We start from the raw sequence: 15,707 nt of genomic DNA on the forward strand, positions 1-15,707 counted from the left end.
GCCCGCTTGTTACGCATTGCTACGGTCATTGTTTCTCCTTGATGGCGGCAGTCTCCTGCCAAATGACCGTTTACACAAAATTATTTACACCCTCCTTGCCTTGGGCGGACGACCCTAATACCGAAGCTCGACTCGCGCTGGGGGTGTCGCACGTCAGCGCATCTCACATCGATCAGCTCGTCGAGGATTTTCAGAAGGTCCTTCGCATGAGCTTGTTGTTCCTTCGGCATATCCGGACGGCGGAAGTCCGCCGAAATGGCGAGTTGCTATTGGCGTGTGACCTTGATCGCGGTGATGGGTCTGACCTGATCGTCAGTTTCCGCCCGAGTGGCGAGGTCGAGCAGTGGCACATCTTGCGGGCCGATGTTGCGGAGTCTGCTGCGCGGTTGTATGCCTCGCATCCCCGCCTTGAGTCTCTCGGTCGCGGCACCAAGATCAGCATCGGTTTGCGAATCGATCCCGAGCCCTTGGCCGAGGGGGTGCTTTACGCGTTCTTGCCTACCGAGCAGTCGACCGGATTGCCGATGCACATCAATGCGGATTTCTTTCCAGAGTCCGATCGAAAGGCGGTCATCTTCGCTGGCCACCAACACGAGCAGGCGTGGAACGAGATGCTCATCGATGCCGCTGCTGCCGAACTTGCCAGAGACCCTGAGGGCCTGCGGACGATGCTCGGAGACGTCCAACTCTGGCAGATCCTGGCGCGGGCGTTTGAACTGTCGAAGCCATCGAACCACCCGACTTGCTTCAAACGATTTTGGGAACGATTGAAGGTGACTGGAGCCCAGGCACACATTGCGCTGGCCCAAGACGGTAGTGTTCAACGCCCCAGCGGGGTCTTCCTGCCTCGCGGTCCACTGACAAGCCATCAGGCAAAGACGCTACTGGAAGTCGGTGGAAGGTTGGTCGCCGAAGATCTGCGACCGTTCCAGACGGCGATAAACCAGATGGGCGCGCCAATTCTCACGTTCGACCGGTTGGTGACCCTGCTTGAGCAAGCGATGGCGCAGCAGGTTCCTGGGGAGGTGCAAGTCGAAGCGGAAAGGCTGGAAAGCTTCTACTGTTCTCTTTGGAGCATGGTCAACGATCTGCTGCCGGATGCCGCGAATCAGACGCCCGCCACGGGGATACGGCGGGCAAGACCACGTCGGTCTTCGACCGCTATGAGTCAACAAGGTTGTCAATTGATGAGAACAAGGGGCCGTCCCATCGTCAGCCTGCGTCAGCAGACGTGCCCCGTCCGCAGATCAGCGTGCCGCTCCGCAGCAGCCGGTAAGATGGCCGACAACAGGCCGGGCTTTCGCACGGCACCCAGCGCAAACCGCACGCCTGCGGAGTCTCCGCAAAATAGCCCGTCTGGGCGTTTCAATCTGTGCGGTGCCGCACTCAGTGCAGGTCTTTCTGGCTGAGCGATGCCGCATCGCGCTGGCAAGCAAGGACGATCAGTCGTTGATCGATCCGTCGGCCTGGGCCAGCCGGGCGTATTCGGAGAGCCGCCGCCGTGGCGTGAAATGCAAATCGCGGACAACGGCAAGATTCTGTGGTCCGCGAATGCCTTCCAGTACGGATAAGCGCACATGGCCGAGTTCCGGCGCACCGATACCGAGGTCGATCAGGCCGAAAGCGGTGTCGCCGTCGTCGGGGCTGAGTTCGGTCAAGAGCCAGGTCGCATGCGCGTCCAAGGTGAACAGCTTGACAACCGGCAGCGGGTCGCGCTTCTCACCGCGCGCGGTGGCAGCGCCGTTGTCCAGCAATTGGACGCGGTGATCGTCGGTGATAAGTGGTTTCATGGTCGCTGGGCGCAAGTGGGTACGTTCAACGGAACATTAGTTTTGCGCAATCGTGCCGATGCGTCAAAGCTTGAATGGGGAAAGTGTGCTTATGCGTCACATTGCCAAAGCGGATTCCACCGAACCCGTGGATACACGCATCGGCGAGTGCGTCAGTACGGAAACCATGATTTCAGTAGATACGGCTTTCAGAATAGGCGCGCCCGCCGCAAGTTCAAGCAGGAAAACCATAAATGAAACGCCAATCCAGGCCCAGAGGGGAAAAATAGGCAACTAAAGGGCGCTGCCTGGTGGCAGCACCCGTGTGACGGCTACGTCACGATACGCTCCGCGCGGCGCGCTTCTTGCGCATAGGCACTGATTGCTTTGGTGGCAATGAAGTGCAGATCCCGCTCAATCGGAAGACCAAGACGGCCGCGCACCGATTGCAACTCGGCCAGACTCACATAGCCCAGTTCCGGGAAGCCTTGCCCAAGGTCGCAGAGTCCGAAGGCATGGTCATGGTCGTCCGGGTCGATTTCGGTGAGCAGCCAGGTCGTACCCGCGTCAGGGGTGAACAGCTTGACGACGGGCGGTGGGTCGAAGTCGTCGTTGTCGAGGGACTGCTGGCCGTTGGCCAGCAATTGCGCACGCAGTGTTTCGGTGATGAGGTTCATGATTGCAACTCCTTGTATGGACGCTCCCGATCGGAGCGCTGCGTGTCCGGCGCACGCGCATAGCGCGGCCGTCACACCCCCTACACGGGCGAAGCTGGCGCGGGCCGGGGGTTGACGGGCGTGCGGCGTGCGCCAAGCTGCGCTGCCTGTCCGGTCGGGGATGCGGCCATGTGCTACAGGAGTGGCGTCGTCATGAAGCGCCGCGACGCTGCGGTGAGCAGCGGTCAGCGTCAGACCGAGGTCGATGGCGCGCGGTCTTGCATGCCGATCAGGTGCAGCCTGTTCGGCGAATTGCGAGGGGTGCCAAGCATGGCGCGGCGGGGATGGGCATCAAGCCGATCCCTGGAGGGCAAGCATAGCGCGCAGCGCCATTCAGCGCGGAGGCGTCAGCGATGGAAGCCGAAGGGGCGAGACGCCATCGGCGGCTTGATGCGCAGCACGACAGCGTGGCCCGGCATCGCCGGGGACGCACGAAGGACTTCAATGCCAAAACTCATCAAAACGTAGAACCTTTTTTACGCATCTCCGTGAAACTACAGAACCGACAATCCGTAGAAGCGGCTTTGTGCTCAAGCACGAATACGGAAGTGTGGTTCCACGCAATTCCGTACTCCGTCAACCAGCGATTCAGTGCATGAAATGAGTCGGCCCGCGCTGTGAAGGCGTGGGCCGCTGACGGTGAACGCAAAAGCGCCCCGCCAGATAGGCGGGGCGTCGAGGGCGATGATCAGTCGCCCTTGCTGCGCGACCAGATCAGGTTGTGCGCGCCGACCTCGCCTTCGACCAGGCGGGCATAGATGGTCGCCGGGAACGACGGGTCATCCAGGGTTGCCGACAGGTAGGGCCGTTCCGCCTTGCTAACTTTCTTCCACGCCGCGCCGATCTCGAAGTTGCCGGCGACGATGCGGTAGTCGGGGGCGTTGTCGCTTTCCTTGGTGTTGGGAACGAATTTGACCTTGACGTTAAGCGTCAGGGTGCGAACCGTGCCGGTGAAGCTTTCGTTCTGTGCGGTAAAGATGCCGATGTTTGCCATGATGATTTCCTTTCGGTGAATCAAGGTAGCGCCCATCGCGGCCTTGTCGGTGATCCAAAGGGCGAGGTACGGGCGGTCTGCACCGCAAAGCGGCCGCAATGCAGTGGAGGACCGGGAGGCGCGGCGATTTTGTTGCGCGAGGAAGGCACACCGTGCCGGGGAAAATCGTTGCGCCGGACGGTTGCAGCCATGAAGCCCGAGGCGCAGCCGCTACCTCGCCAGGATTCACGACAAGTCAAGGCCGCCGTTGGGTGCGATCCTCACCGGAAGGCAGCATGGCTCCGCCATCTCAGCATAGGCGCTGCGCCGGCACGCACCCATTCATCAACAAGGTCATTTCTGAATCACCAAGGTTGAACGCTCCCGCGCACTGGCGCGGGCTTGATCGATTGCGGTGTGGATGGTTTTGGGCAAGGTGGACGGCCTGCCGGTGAGCCGCCGTCGTTTCTGGCGACGCTGCCCGGCAGCGTTGGGGGTGGTGCGTCATTGCACAAGCGCGCGCAGCAAAGCTGTCGCACTCCGGCGCCCCGCCTGTGCGGCGGGGCGCGTTTTTGGGAATTGGTTGGGGTTGTCGGTTGTTAAAACGCGCGCGGCATACTTGCCGCGCGCGCCGCGCAAAAAATGCCCCGGCGGAAACTCGCCGGGGTATCTTGCTTATTCGCTTACTTATTCACTTGCAAACTTGTCCGTCTCAGCATCCGGGAGCGTTTCTGCTGGTGCTTCCTGTACCGCTGCCCGCAACATCACCGGCAGCCAACCCTTGCCCAACGCCAGCCGTTCCGCTTCGCTGGCCAGATCGTTCTTCTTGAGCTTGGCGAGCCGCGCCGCATGCTCCGGCGCGAACACCTGCACCGCCTCGATGGCCTTGGCTTTCGACACATGGGCGAAGTAGCCTTCGGCGGTCGGTGTCCACCACGAGTGCATGTCAAGGCCTACCGCCTGCGCCAGTGCGAATGCAGGCAATTTGTCTTCGCGTGGCGTGACCGCGCCCACCGTCGCAGCCACGCACACCGCCAGCAGCGACAGCAGTTCCGGCTGTGGCAACGCCAGCAATTCAGCGAACAGTGCGTCCGGGTCACTGGGTAGCCGTGCCGCCCACGCCTGCCGCACTTCCCGCAAGCCGGTCAGTGCGGGCGACTGCGCCACATCTGGCGCAAATGTATCCAGTCCGTCCTGCGGCGAAGCGCTGATGTTGATCGGCGAATCGTCCGAACGGTAGCCATCGACCACCACGCGCAGCGCGAGGCGATGCACCACGGCCACCAGCGCCACTTGCGGATGGCGGGCGACTTCCGCTTGCAGCGCCGCCGTGCGGTGTGCGCTCAAGCGCCGCGCCAGCTTTTCGGAAATGTTCGGTGTGGTCGGTTGCTGCGCCTCGCCTTCGCTATCACTACCAGCCTGCATGCCTTGCCGTTCCTGCGCCCGCAATGCCTTGGCCTCGGCCTCACGCAACAGGCCGCGATGGATGGTGATTTCGCCCGCATGATCGACAGCCACGATAGCCCCGGCCATCGTCAGCACCTCGGGTGCAAACACCAGCAGCGATTGTTCGATGTTGTCGAGTTCAACGCCAAGTTTGTCGCTTTCCTCGTAGAGGGGCGATGCTTCTTCTTCCGCGATGTCCTCGGCATCGTCGGCATTCAGCTTGTCGTCGATGGCCTGTTGCCGCGATTGCAGTTTGGCGATGCGCTTGGCCTCGCTCTTGTTCGGCGTGCGCCGGTCACGGCGGGCACGCTGGAAGCCGTGCAGTTCCGCCGATGTGATGCGCGGCACCGTTTCGACCCATGCCCAACCCTCCGCACGGGCACTGTCCGCAGCGGCTGCAAGTTTGTCTCGCGCCAAGGTATCCAGCAATGCCGCATCGGAGAGGAACACGCCCCGTGTGTCGTCCGAGAACAGGTCGCGCCGCACACCACCGCCTGCGGCCTCGTAAGCGTCGATGCCGACGAAGCGTGCCAGCGCATCGCGCGTGGCGTCGATCTCGCGTTCGGTCAGGTGTTCGCGCAGCGCCTGCGCGCTACGCTGCCACTGCGGCGCGTCATAGAACGCCGCTTCCTGTGCGGTGTGGTCGTCCGTGATGGCGAGCGCCATCAACTGGTCGAGCGTGACAGTATCGGCGCGATAGTCGGCCAGCAGGCGCGGCGAGACATTCGCCAACTTCAAACGGCGCTGCACCACAAGCGGTGTCACACCAAAATCGGCGGCAATATCTTCGACAGGCCGACCTTCGGCCACCAACGCGGCGAACGCCTCGAACTGCTCACCGGGGTGCATGGCTTCGCGCTGCACGTTTTCGGTCAGGCTCACGGTACGTGCCGACGCATCCGGCACCAGCAGGCAAGGCACTTCATGGGTCTTGGCAAGCTTGCGCCGCTTCGCCAGCAGATTCAACGCTGCCAGACGCCGCTTGCCTGCGACGACTTCGTAATGCTCACCATCGCTTGATGCGGTGACAGTGAGATTTTGCAGCAGGCCGACGCGGGCAATGCTTGATGCAAGCTCGGGAATCGACGCGCCGCCGCTCTTGCGCACGTTGCGGCTTGAAGGCCGCAACTGCGACAGCGGAATCAACAGCAGGTCGTATGCCGCAATGGTAGCGGCGGCTGGGGTAAAAGCTGCCGCGTGCAGTGCTTGGGTTTCTTGATGGGTAATGGTGTTCATGGTGATAGCTCCTATCCCTCGCGGGACGTTGAAAACAAAATGGATGAAGAAAAATTCGTTGTCGATTTCACGGTGTCGATGTCTGCATGCGCTGCCTCCTGTGGTTTTCAAAACCGACCGGATTCCAAGATTCGGAGCCCGGTGTTGGCTTTGGTTGGTTCGGCGCAGAGACCTGGGTCGGTCCCTGTTTGCCGCCGTCTTTCCTGAGTTCATCGCCCGCGAAAAACCGGGCCGGCAAGGGACTGGCTGTCAAGGATGAAGCGCAGGGTTGGTGCGGCCCGCAGCGCAGCGAGGACTCGGCCCTGCGCGCCTTGACGGCCAGGCACTGCGGGCTACGGTCGCGGGAAAAAGCGATGAACTTGGGGAAAGACGAACAGCGGCCGATGGGCCAGGGGCTGCGCTGCAACCAACGCCGCGCGGCAAGCGCCCCTGCGTGCCGAAGGCACGCCTGGATGTATGGCTGTTGGCCGATCAGGTGCAACCTGTTCGGCGGCATTGCAGGGGCGCCAAACAGAGTGCGGCGGGGATGGGCTGCATTGCCGATCCCCTGGAGGGCAAGCGCAGTGCGCAGGCGTCAGCCGACCACAGGGAGGGAACGATGGAAGCCCGAAAGGGGCGAGACGCTATGGCGGCTCGATGCTACGCACGACAGCGCGGCCCGGCTATGCCGGGAGACGCAAAGATAATTCAGGCAGGATTGCCGAACTACCCAAATGCGAAGCATCTGGCAACTTTCGGCTGGCTCTCCATGTAAGCGATGGCGAACACCTACAGCCATCGAGTGGTCGCGTAGCGACCGCCGCCGTGCGCCCAGACGGAACGGATGGGCGCGCGGCGGCCCGGCCTGGCCGCCCCGTGCCGTGTGCCTTCATTGTTGAGGGGGCATTGCGCCCCCTCGTTGATTCAGCCGGTCAAGCCTTGAGCCGCTTCATGCCTTCGGCCAGCATCCACAAAGCCCGGTTGATCTTGACGTTCTGGTCAATGCCTTGAATGGGCCGGGTGCTGTGCCTGCGTCCGGTGGCGGTGCGTCCGTGCAACCCGCCTTGCGTCAAATTCTCCTGCACGCGGTTATAAGCGCTCCACAAATCGGGCCGGTCGTCGTCGCGGCGGCGCGGCGTCAATAGCTGCGATTCGGTGATGGGTGCGGGTGTCGTCGGGTCGTCGTACTTGAGGGACAGCGCCGCATGGGCAAACACTTCGGCCTCGCCACGGTCCAGCGTAACGGCGCGCATCTCGTCGCGGCGTTCGCGCACAAGGTCGAAACCGTCCAGTACATCAAACGCGCCTTCGATCACCTGCCCGACCACATCGCCCTTATGCGGAATGCGCAGATCGGCCACGGTGTCGCCGCACACCAATCCGTTTTTGCAGACGAAGCGGAACATGCCCGCCAACATTTGATAGCTGCTGGTGCCATCGTGCGAGTTCAGCAAAATGATTTCGTTGGCCTCTGCGCCATTGATCTGGTCGGCATGGCGCAGCCGCACCATGTGCTTGGTATGCTCGCGCTTGCCTTCGTCGCGTACACGGGTCTGGCACACCATAAAGGGCTGGAATCCTTCCTTGCGCAATTCGGACAACACCGCGCCGGTTGCTATGTAGCGGTAACGGTCAGAGCGGCTTTCGTGTTTGTCTTCGGCAAAGATGGACGGGGCCACGGTGCGGATTTGGTCATCTGACAGCGGATGATCGGCGCGCAGCACGGGGGAGCGGGAAGCGAAACGGGAACTGAGTTGCATGGTCTTTCTCCTGTGATTGAAGCTGTGGTTTCAAAGCTGACCGGATTCCAAGATTCGGAGCCCGTTGTGGCTTTGGTTGGTTCGGCGCAGAGACCTGGGCCGGTTCCTGTTTGCCGCCGTCTTTCCTGAGTTCATCGCCCGCGAAAAACCGGGCCTGCGAGGGGCTGGCCGTCAAGGAAGAAGCGCAGGGTTGGTGCGGCCCGCAGTGCAGCGAGGACTCGGCCCTGCGCGCCTTGACGGCCAGGCACCGCAGGCTAAGGTCGCGGGAGAAAGCGATGAACTTGGGGAAAGACGAACAGCGGTCGATGGGCCAGGGGATGCGCTGAAACCAACGCCGCGCGGCGAGCGCCCCTGCGTGCAGCAAGCACGCCTGACTGGAAGTGGGCAAAGCGCGTGGCGCGCAATCGACGTTGTGTGCTGGCCGATCAGGCGCAGCCTGTTCGGCGGTCTTGCGGTGGGGCGCCAAGCTTGCGCGGCGGGGTGGGCGTCAGCCGACCCCTGGAGGCAAGCGCAGCGCGCAGCCTTTACTGGATGTCAAGGACGCAGCAAAAAGGGGGCAATGCCCCCTCGGGCTACAACAGCCCGCGTTCGGCAAAACTCAGGATGTCGCCACCGGCGACGATCAGGTGATCCAGCACTCGCACGTCCACCAGCGCCAGTGCCGACTTCAGTGCCTGCGTGAGCATCTCGTCGGCGCGCGACGGTTGGGTTGAACCGCTCGGATGGTTATGCACCAGCAATAACGCAGCGCTGTTTCTGGCCAGGGACTCCTTGACCACCTCGCGCGGATACACCGATGTCTGGCTCACCGTGCCGCGAAACATCTCGACGTATTCGATGACACGGTTCTGTGCATCCAGATGGATGACGGCGAACACCTCGTGCTCCAGCGCGCCCAGCTTCACTCGCAGGAAGTCGCGCACCACCTGCGGCGAGTTCAGGACTTCGCAGTCGCGCATTTGTCCTGCGAGTACACGCTGCGCAGCCTGCAACACCTCGTCGGCGTTGGCAGGACGGTAGTCGCCCGTGACATCGCGAACGAGAAGGGAAGAATCGAGAGAATGAGTAAGTTGCGACATGATCGTGCTCCAGTCCGAATCGGGCGGAATTGCCTGGAACCGGAGGAACACGCCGCAGCGCAAGCAGTCAGGGGTCGCAGACGGCCGCATGGACGCCAGCGTGCAGGGCACGCGCAGCCCTTGACGGCGAGAACGGCGTGGTACATTGAAGGGAACAGCAAGACCACACCACACACTCCACCGCCTTTATGGCAAGCGGCGCGCGCAGGCCCAAAGGGCCGGAGGCGTCAGGGATCAATGCCGAATGGCCGTGACTCGGCACGAGGCACGGGGCAACGCCCGCGAGCCCGACGGCGGCTACGCCGGGACGCGTGAAAGCAAATATCAATATTTACGTGTCAGCAGGGTAGTACCTCCACCATGCTTTACTGCCAGGGCAGGCGGAGCGGGCAGGGCTTTGATCAAAGTCGCATAGTCCTAATTCGGTGCGAGACCTATGCGGGACTGCCTTCACTCCGTGCAGCGGATGCGGAACAAGTGCTGAAACGCCATCCTGCCATTAATACAGCCGTCCGAAATAAAACTACATTTTTCGGACAAAATGCTTGCTCCCGGTCCGAAAAAAATGTACAAAGATCGGACAGGATAAAATTATGTCTGATCTCAAATCCATCATCGCTGCGCAAATCAAGGCTGGCGACCCAGGTCAAGTCTGGGTGCCGACTGATTTTGCTCAACTCGGCAATCGCGATGCCATCGACAAAGCCCTGCAGCGTATGGTGCAGGCCGGTGATCTGCGCCGTATCGACCGTGGTCTATATGACAAACCGACGCTTAACAAATTAACGAAGCGCCCGACCACTCCAGATTACCGCGCCGTGGTGGGGGCCATCGCCCGTCGCGACCAGTTGCGCTTGCTGGTAGACGGGATGACCGCCGCCAACGATCTCGGTCTGACCGATGCCGTTCCGGCCCGTGTCACCATTCACACCGATGCTCGCCGCCGCGCCATACAGCTCGACAAGCTAACCATAGACTTCAAGCAAACCGCGCCCAGCCGTCTCTACTGGGCGGGGCGTCCGGCCATGCGCGTTGTGCAAGCACTGCATTGGCTGAAAGACACCTTGGTTTCTGATCGCGACCGTATTCTGCGCCGATTGGCTCAAGTGTTGGCAGACCCCATCCACGGTGCAACGATCCGCCAAGACCTGATCGATGGCTTTAGCGCGCTACCAGCGTGGATGCAAAGCCTGGTTCGTGAACTGCCCGGCGGTGATCAGCCGCTTGTAGCGGCCAAGGCATCGCAGCCGCATAAAGGCACGAAATCGCCAACGACCCGTCGCCGTTCGGCCAAACATCTGGAGGTCACCGATTGAACCCGTCTTTCCACGAAGTGATTGTCGCGAGCGATGCTGAGCGGCGCGATCTGTTTCTCGGAACCGCCGCTCGATTGGGTACCGCAGTTCAGAATGTCGAAAAAGACTTCTGGGTTTGCTGGACGCTTGATGTACTGTTCAACGGATTAGAGGCTGGCGGTCCTCGTCTGCTGTTCAAGGGCGGCACCTCCCTGTCCAAAGCCTTCGGTCTGATCTCGCGATTTTCCGAGGACATCGACATCACCGTCTTTCGCGACGATCTGGGACAGTCAGCCGATGTGGCTGAGTTGAATGCATTGAGCGGCAAGAAGCGCCGCGCACGTCTCGAAGCCATCCGCAATGCTTGCCAAAGCTACATTGCCGGACCATTGACGGAGCAGTTCACCCAACTCGCCACCTCCATCATTCCAGATGCCCGTTTCCGGCTGGAGCCCGACCCCGAGGATAAGGATGGTCAGACGTTACTGTTCTGGTATCCCGCTGTCACAGCCACCACCGGCGACTACATCCGCTCTGCGGTCAAGATCGAGGCCGGCGCAAAGTCGGCACTGGACCCGCACGTCGCAGCCACGGTCACGCCCTACGTGGCGCAGGACCTATCCGACCTGAACCTGACCGTGGCCAACGTCACGACCGTGAAACCCGAGCGCACCTTCTGGGATAAGGTCATCATCCTGCACGGTTTGCGCCAGTGGTACGACCGTCGCGGCGAACTGCGACATGGTGGACAGCGCGTTTCGCGCCATTACTACGACGTACATCAGTTGATGCAGGCCGTGTCGGCACACGAATGGCAGGCCGACCATGCGCTGGCGATCGATTGCGCGCACCATGCGCGGCTGTTCTTCGGTAGCGCGGATTTAGGGCTCAATACTGCAATCCCCGGCACGTTCACGCTGACGCCCAGTCCCGCGATGCGGGATGCAATCACCAGGGACTATGCGGCCATGTCGGGAATGGTTTTCGGTGAGATTGCGCAGCTTGATGCGGTACTCGCCAGCGCCGAGAGATTCGAGCAGATAGTCAACGGTGCCGCACCAGTCGCGCCGCTTATGCAAGAGGAGCAGCATTGATGGTGGACTATTTCAGCGACCGAGAGAACGGCCCACGTGCTCGTACCGAGCAGATGATTTCGCCCACTGTCTGGGCGGGCCTAGTGGGAACGGTGCAGGCGTTAATCAACAGCGCTGCCTTCGGTTTGCAGTTTCCCGCGCGTTGCCCGGATGGGCAAGCTATTTGCGGAAGCGATCCCGATTCGTTGGCGGCAGCCGTGATTGCGGAAATGCCAGGATTGGCTTGGCCGCTTGAAACCACGAGCGAGGTGGAGGATGGCTTTTTCTCGCAGCGCCAGCCGTTCGCGCCGGACACGTTGCTCATCCTGGACTTTATTGAGTTCGTCTACGCTTCGGTGGCGAAGCCGAATCCCGGCAAGTACCACGACTTTTTCAGTCACCACCATCTGAGTTTCGATCAACAAGTTGGGCAGGAGGAGTTCCGCGCTACCGTCAACCGCATCTTTGCACGCAATGGCGTGGCATTCGAAATGCTCTCGACAGGTCGTCTTGTGCGTGTACTTCCGTTGGTGTTGGGTGATGATCTGCGGCGAACGGTTTTCAACACCGGAGACCGCACGCTCGACAATATGCTGGAGGAATGTCGGGCGAAGTTTTCAGACCGCAATCCCCTGGTTCGTCGAGAAGCGCTGGAGCGCTTGTGGGACGCATGGGAGCGGCTCAAGTCCCTTGCAGACCCAAGCGACAAGAAAAGGTCGATCAAGATCATCCTGGACGCCACAGCGTCGGAGCCATCGTTGCGGGCAAGACTGGAAGCGGAGGCGATGGAGTTGAACTCCATCGGCAACAGCCATTTGATCCGTCACTCTGAGGTCAACCAAGTGCCGGTAATCGATATGGACCATATCGATTACCTCTTTCATCGCCTGTTTGCGATGATCCAGCTAATGCTGAGAAAGCAGGGCGCTGCGCGGTCGCTCATGTCACGCACATAAAACAAAAAAAGTAAGAACGTGTAGGAGGAGCCATGGCTTTATACAAGGATTGGTGCGCTGTCACCAAGCAGAAAGACAAAAAGAAAACGCTCCGGACCTACACGGAGAAAGCTGGTGGTCGCGCTGCTGCTCTTGAGCAGCTCGGTGAAGCGGTTAGAACCCATTACGACCAAGCTGATCGGATCGCAGACGATGTCGCCCGACTTGGGTACGACAGGGCCGCCGAGATTTTGAGGGCATTACTGCCCCAGTCAAAACGAGCGCGATCAGGTGATCTCGGCGAGATCCTCGCTTCCGAGCTGGTCGAGGAGGAGACTAATTTCCGCGTTCCCGTTCGGCGGATGCGATTCAAGGACGGACGCGAAGTAGCTATGCGCGGGGATGATTTCATCGGCGTGGGCGTTGGCTCTGATGACAAACTTTGGCTCCTGAAGGGCGAATCAAAAAGCCGCGCCAATCTGGGCAACGTAACGATCGCGGAGGCACGCGAAGCCTTGAACCGGTACGGCGGCCGCTGCACACCCGATTCACTGTTGTTTATCGCAAATCGTCTTTTGGAAGGCAAAGACGAGGACGACGTGGCGCTTGGCCGGACGATCCGAGACGAAGTAGGGCTCAAGACACTGCGGCCGAGTCGAATTGACCACATGCTGTTCACGATGTCGGGGAACGCTCCGCAGGCGAAGCTGGAAAAAGACCTAGAAGCGGCGGGGAGCGATCGCAATCAACATGTGATCAGCCTCCACATCGAGGATCATCAAGCGTTCATTGCGGAAGTCTATGAGGAGGCGATGAATCTTGGAGACTAGCGACGAACTGCAGGCATTCCTAACCAATGCGACCCAGGACGGAGTTTGGGGACGGTTGCTTGATCGTGGTGCCGCCTGGTCGATCATGCGACATGCGGGGGTACTGCCCGAGGATGCGCCACCGTTGGGTGACGACATCGACATCGATTTGGCCGAGCACGGGTTCTCGATCCTGCGTGCGGCTCTGGCGCTTCGTGAACAGGACGGAGCATCGGTGCTATGCCAGCGCGCATTCGAACGTGCCGGGAACGCCTTTGAATCGCTCGTTCGCAATGGAGCTCCGGGGGCAGAGGAGCGTGGCTTCTATCGCACGATTGCTGGCGCTGCCTACCATCTCGCGGGTTACTCTGCTATTGCATACTCTTTGTTTGGCGAGCAGCAGATTGCCGAACTCAACGCCAACGCGGCCGAGGTCGCGCTGATACTGCTGATCCTGCGTGATCTGGATCGCCTCAGGACATACGTCAAGTCGCAGTTACTGGACGACGAAAACAGCGATGCCCGTGTATCTGCATTGTTGCAGGAAGGGGACATCGAGTTCGACGAGGCGATCTCGATCATCCTTAACACAGTCGTCTGTCGAGCCTTGGCGTTCTTTGATTTCGCGCTTCAGACGGGAGAGGTTTCGCTGCTGAATGGTGCCAAGGAGCTGCTGGACACCGCGATCAAGCTTGCCGACACCGCTGCTTCAGTGTCGCTGTGGTGGATCATCCGCTTGTGCCGCAACATGATCGACGATCTATGGGCGCATTCGCTCCACGAAACGCTGCCGTTGAACCCGCCGCAGGAAGGGGCCGAGCGATACCCTGAGTTGCGGCGGTTCTTCATTGCTTCTCTTTATGCACGCAAAAGTGCCGAACTGGAGTTGTGGCCTTCGCAGCGTGAGGCGGCCAAGCGGTCTACCGATGTCTCGGACGATTTGGTCGTCGCGCTGCCGACCAGCGCGGGAAAGACGCGCATCGCCGAGATCGCTGCCCTGATGTGTTTGTCGGCCAGCAAGCGGGTGTTGATCGTGACCCCGTTGCGCGCGCTTTCGGCGCAGACCGAGCGAACGTTTCGCCAGACCTTCGCGCCGCTGGGGTTCACCGTATCTTCGCTCTACGGTGCGAGCGGATTGTCGGCCGGTGACGAAGATGCCCTGAGGTCGATGGACATCATCATCGCCACACCCGAAAAACTCGATTTCGCACTTCGCAACGACGCGACGCTGATCGACAACATCGGTTTGGTCGTGCTTGATGAGGGGCATCTTATCGGTCCAACCGAGCGCGAGATTCGCTATGAGATCTTGGTGCAAAAACTGCTGCGGCGCGCGGATGCGGACACTCGCCGTATTGTTTGCTTGTCGGCCATCCTTCCAGATGGTCAGCAACTTGAAGACCTGACGGCCTGGATTCGCAGTGATGTTGAAGGGGAGCCGGTCAGGTCATCGTGGCGCCCGACGCGGCAGCGTTTCGGTACATTGGTCTGGCAGGGCGATGCCGCAAGACTCAATTATGACCTTGAGCAGCAAGGTCCCTTCCTGGCGCGTTTCATAGAACAAATTCCGGCGCGAGCACCGGACAGAAAGCCATACCCGCGCAAGACCAAGGATTTGACGTTGTTTGCGGCATGGCAGTTTGCCCAGCAGGGCAAGCGGACCCTTGTCTTCTCGACGCAGGCCAATTGGGTTGAAGGTTATGGGGCGGCAGCCGTCGAGCTGCACCGTCGGGGATACCTGCCGACGCTGTTAGACGATGAAGCGTCTGTGCTGCGAGCGCTGGAAGTCGGCAAAGAGTGGTTAGGTGACCAGCATCCCGCAGTAGCTTGTCTCAAGCTCGGCGTAGCGATTCATCATGGGCGCCTGCCAAGCCCTTTTCTTCGAGAACTGGAAGCGTTGTTGGCCAAGGGCGTGCTCAAGGTCATCGTTGCGTCGCCAACGCTGTCGCAGGGATTGAACTTAAACGCCGCCGTTCTGCTGGTTCCGTATCTGGTTCGGTCAGGCAAGGTCATTTCAGGAGAAGAGTTTGCCAACGTGGCGGGCCGCGCTGGCAGGGCGTTCGTTGATGTCGAAGGTCTCGTGGTTCACGTAGTCATTGATAACCCAGTCTGGCGCATCAAACAGTGGCGCGGTCTTGTGCAGTCGGCCAAGGCTCGCACGCTGAAAAGCGGCCTATACCAGATCATTGCCGAGATCATTGATCGCCTAGCCCGCGAAGGAGTGTTGGAACGCGCCGATGCGATCGAATACTTGTCGAGTTCGCGGGAAGCGTGGAAGTCTCAAGCGGAGGAGAGCGCGTTGCTAGGGGTCGCCAATGTTGATGGCGACGCCGACGATGATGCCGAGGACGAAAAGATCGAAGAGGAGCCGATGTCGCACCTGGTGGAGAAACTGGACGCAACCGTGCTTGGCTTGGTCGAGGCCCTGGATGCAGACAGCGAGGACCTGCCGCGACTTCTCGACGAAGCACTGCAAGGGTCGCTCTGGGCGCGCCAGATCGCCAGGGAAGGCGACGCTGAGCAAGAGTCGCACCAAGCCATCCTAGCCTGAATTTTGCATAAAAAAGGGCAAGAATGCCGTAAGTGATTGATAAAATGTAAGTTATCGAGAAACACACTCATCAACACAAACGCCAC

Annotated in this window: 11 protein-coding genes and 1 pseudogene; 6 read left to right on the top strand and 6 right to left on the bottom strand. The window is 60.5% G+C overall.

The window, feature by feature from the left end; all coding sequences use genetic code 11:
• Nucleotides 1–1,409: pseudogene (locus tag RCH09_RS18345) on the top strand (hypothetical protein); the annotation flags it as partial.
• Nucleotides 1,410–1,442: 33 nt separating this feature from the next.
• Here RCH09_RS18345 and RCH09_RS18350 read toward each other — a convergent pair.
• The 6 genes from RCH09_RS18350 to radC all read right to left on the bottom strand — a co-directional run bounded on the left by RCH09_RS18350 (nucleotide 1,443) and on the right by radC (nucleotide 8,958).
• Entirely contained in the window at nucleotides 1,443–1,790 is a 348-nt protein-coding gene (locus tag RCH09_RS18350; RefSeq protein WP_326942594.1) for a DUF2958 domain-containing protein, read from the bottom strand.
• Nucleotides 1,791–2,101: 311 nt separating this feature from the next.
• On the bottom strand, nucleotides 2,102–2,446 hold the full coding sequence (locus tag RCH09_RS18355) for a DUF2958 domain-containing protein (protein WP_326942595.1): 345 nt from the start codon (nucleotides 2,444–2,446) through the stop codon (nucleotides 2,102–2,104).
• A 727-nt stretch (nucleotides 2,447–3,173) separates the two neighbouring features.
• The gene (locus RCH09_RS18360; protein WP_326942596.1) at nucleotides 3,174–3,479 is read right to left on the bottom strand and encodes a DUF736 domain-containing protein; all 306 of its coding nucleotides are present in this window, start codon (nucleotides 3,477–3,479) and stop codon (nucleotides 3,174–3,176) included.
• Between the two features lie 666 nt (nucleotides 3,480–4,145).
• On the bottom strand, nucleotides 4,146–6,140 hold the full coding sequence (locus RCH09_RS18365; protein WP_326942597.1) for a ParB/RepB/Spo0J family partition protein: 1,995 nt from the start codon (nucleotides 6,138–6,140) through the stop codon (nucleotides 4,146–4,148).
• Between the two features lie 911 nt (nucleotides 6,141–7,051).
• A complete protein-coding gene (locus RCH09_RS18370) occupies nucleotides 7,052–7,879 on the bottom strand; it encodes a DUF932 domain-containing protein (RefSeq protein WP_326942599.1) in 828 nt (275 codons plus the stop codon).
• 572 nt (nucleotides 7,880–8,451) lie between these two features.
• Nucleotides 8,452–8,958 (bottom strand): RadC family protein, encoded by a 507-nt coding sequence (radC, locus tag RCH09_RS18375; RefSeq protein WP_323492803.1) that lies wholly within the window; start codon nucleotides 8,956–8,958, stop codon nucleotides 8,452–8,454.
• A gap of 593 nt (nucleotides 8,959–9,551) precedes the next feature.
• Here radC and RCH09_RS18380 point away from each other — a divergent pair.
• The 5 genes from RCH09_RS18380 to RCH09_RS18400 are packed head-to-tail and all read left to right on the top strand — an operon-like array spanning nucleotide 9,552 to nucleotide 15,621.
• The gene (locus RCH09_RS18380; protein WP_326942600.1) at nucleotides 9,552–10,274 is read left to right on the top strand and encodes a DUF6088 family protein; all 723 of its coding nucleotides are present in this window, start codon (nucleotides 9,552–9,554) and stop codon (nucleotides 10,272–10,274) included.
• Entirely contained in the window at nucleotides 10,271–11,347 is a 1,077-nt protein-coding gene (locus RCH09_RS18385) for a nucleotidyl transferase AbiEii/AbiGii toxin family protein (RefSeq protein ID WP_326942601.1), read from the top strand. The genes RCH09_RS18380 and RCH09_RS18385 overlap by 4 nt, the downstream gene beginning before the upstream one ends.
• Nucleotides 11,347–12,282 (top strand): AbiJ-NTD4 domain-containing protein, encoded by a 936-nt coding sequence (locus RCH09_RS18390; protein WP_326942604.1) that lies wholly within the window; start codon nucleotides 11,347–11,349, stop codon nucleotides 12,280–12,282. The genes RCH09_RS18385 and RCH09_RS18390 overlap by 1 nt, the downstream gene beginning before the upstream one ends.
• Nucleotides 12,283–12,314: 32 nt before the next feature.
• Complete coding sequence (locus tag RCH09_RS18395; protein ID WP_326942602.1) at nucleotides 12,315–13,091, top strand: Hachiman antiphage defense system protein HamA; 777 nt, start codon at nucleotides 12,315–12,317, stop codon at nucleotides 13,089–13,091.
• The gene (locus tag RCH09_RS18400; RefSeq protein WP_326942603.1) at nucleotides 13,081–15,621 is read left to right on the top strand and encodes a DEAD/DEAH box helicase; all 2,541 of its coding nucleotides are present in this window, start codon (nucleotides 13,081–13,083) and stop codon (nucleotides 15,619–15,621) included. The genes RCH09_RS18395 and RCH09_RS18400 overlap by 11 nt, the downstream gene beginning before the upstream one ends.
• The last annotated feature ends 86 nt before the right edge of the window (nucleotides 15,622–15,707 follow it).

It is taken from the genome of Actimicrobium sp. GrIS 1.19 (genome assembly GCF_035984655.1).
Lineage (GTDB): Bacteria > Pseudomonadota > Gammaproteobacteria > Burkholderiales > Burkholderiaceae_D > Actimicrobium.

What these genes read in the sequence shown, in the direction of transcription:
- RCH09_RS18350 (WP_326942594.1), bottom strand. Translation starts at nt 1,790, where the DNA reads ATGAAACCACTTATCACCGACGATCACCGCGTCCAATTGCTGGACAAC.
- RCH09_RS18355 (WP_326942595.1), bottom strand. Translation starts at nt 2,446, where the DNA reads ATGAACCTCATCACCGAAACACTGCGTGCGCAATTGCTGGCCAACGGC.
- RCH09_RS18360 (WP_326942596.1), bottom strand. Translation starts at nt 3,479, where the DNA reads ATGGCAAACATCGGCATCTTTACCGCACAGAACGAAAGCTTCACCGGC.
- RCH09_RS18365 (WP_326942597.1), bottom strand. Translation starts at nt 6,140, where the DNA reads ATGAACACCATTACCCATCAAGAAACCCAAGCACTGCACGCGGCAGCT.
- RCH09_RS18370 (WP_326942599.1), bottom strand. Translation starts at nt 7,879, where the DNA reads ATGCAACTCAGTTCCCGTTTCGCTTCCCGCTCCCCCGTGCTGCGCGCC.
- radC (WP_323492803.1), bottom strand. Translation starts at nt 8,958, where the DNA reads ATGTCGCAACTTACTCATTCTCTCGATTCTTCCCTTCTCGTTCGCGAT.
- RCH09_RS18380 (WP_326942600.1), top strand. Translation starts at nt 9,552, where the DNA reads ATGTCTGATCTCAAATCCATCATCGCTGCGCAAATCAAGGCTGGCGAC.
- RCH09_RS18390 (WP_326942604.1), top strand. Translation starts at nt 11,347, where the DNA reads ATGGTGGACTATTTCAGCGACCGAGAGAACGGCCCACGTGCTCGTACC.
- RCH09_RS18395 (WP_326942602.1), top strand. Translation starts at nt 12,315, where the DNA reads ATGGCTTTATACAAGGATTGGTGCGCTGTCACCAAGCAGAAAGACAAA.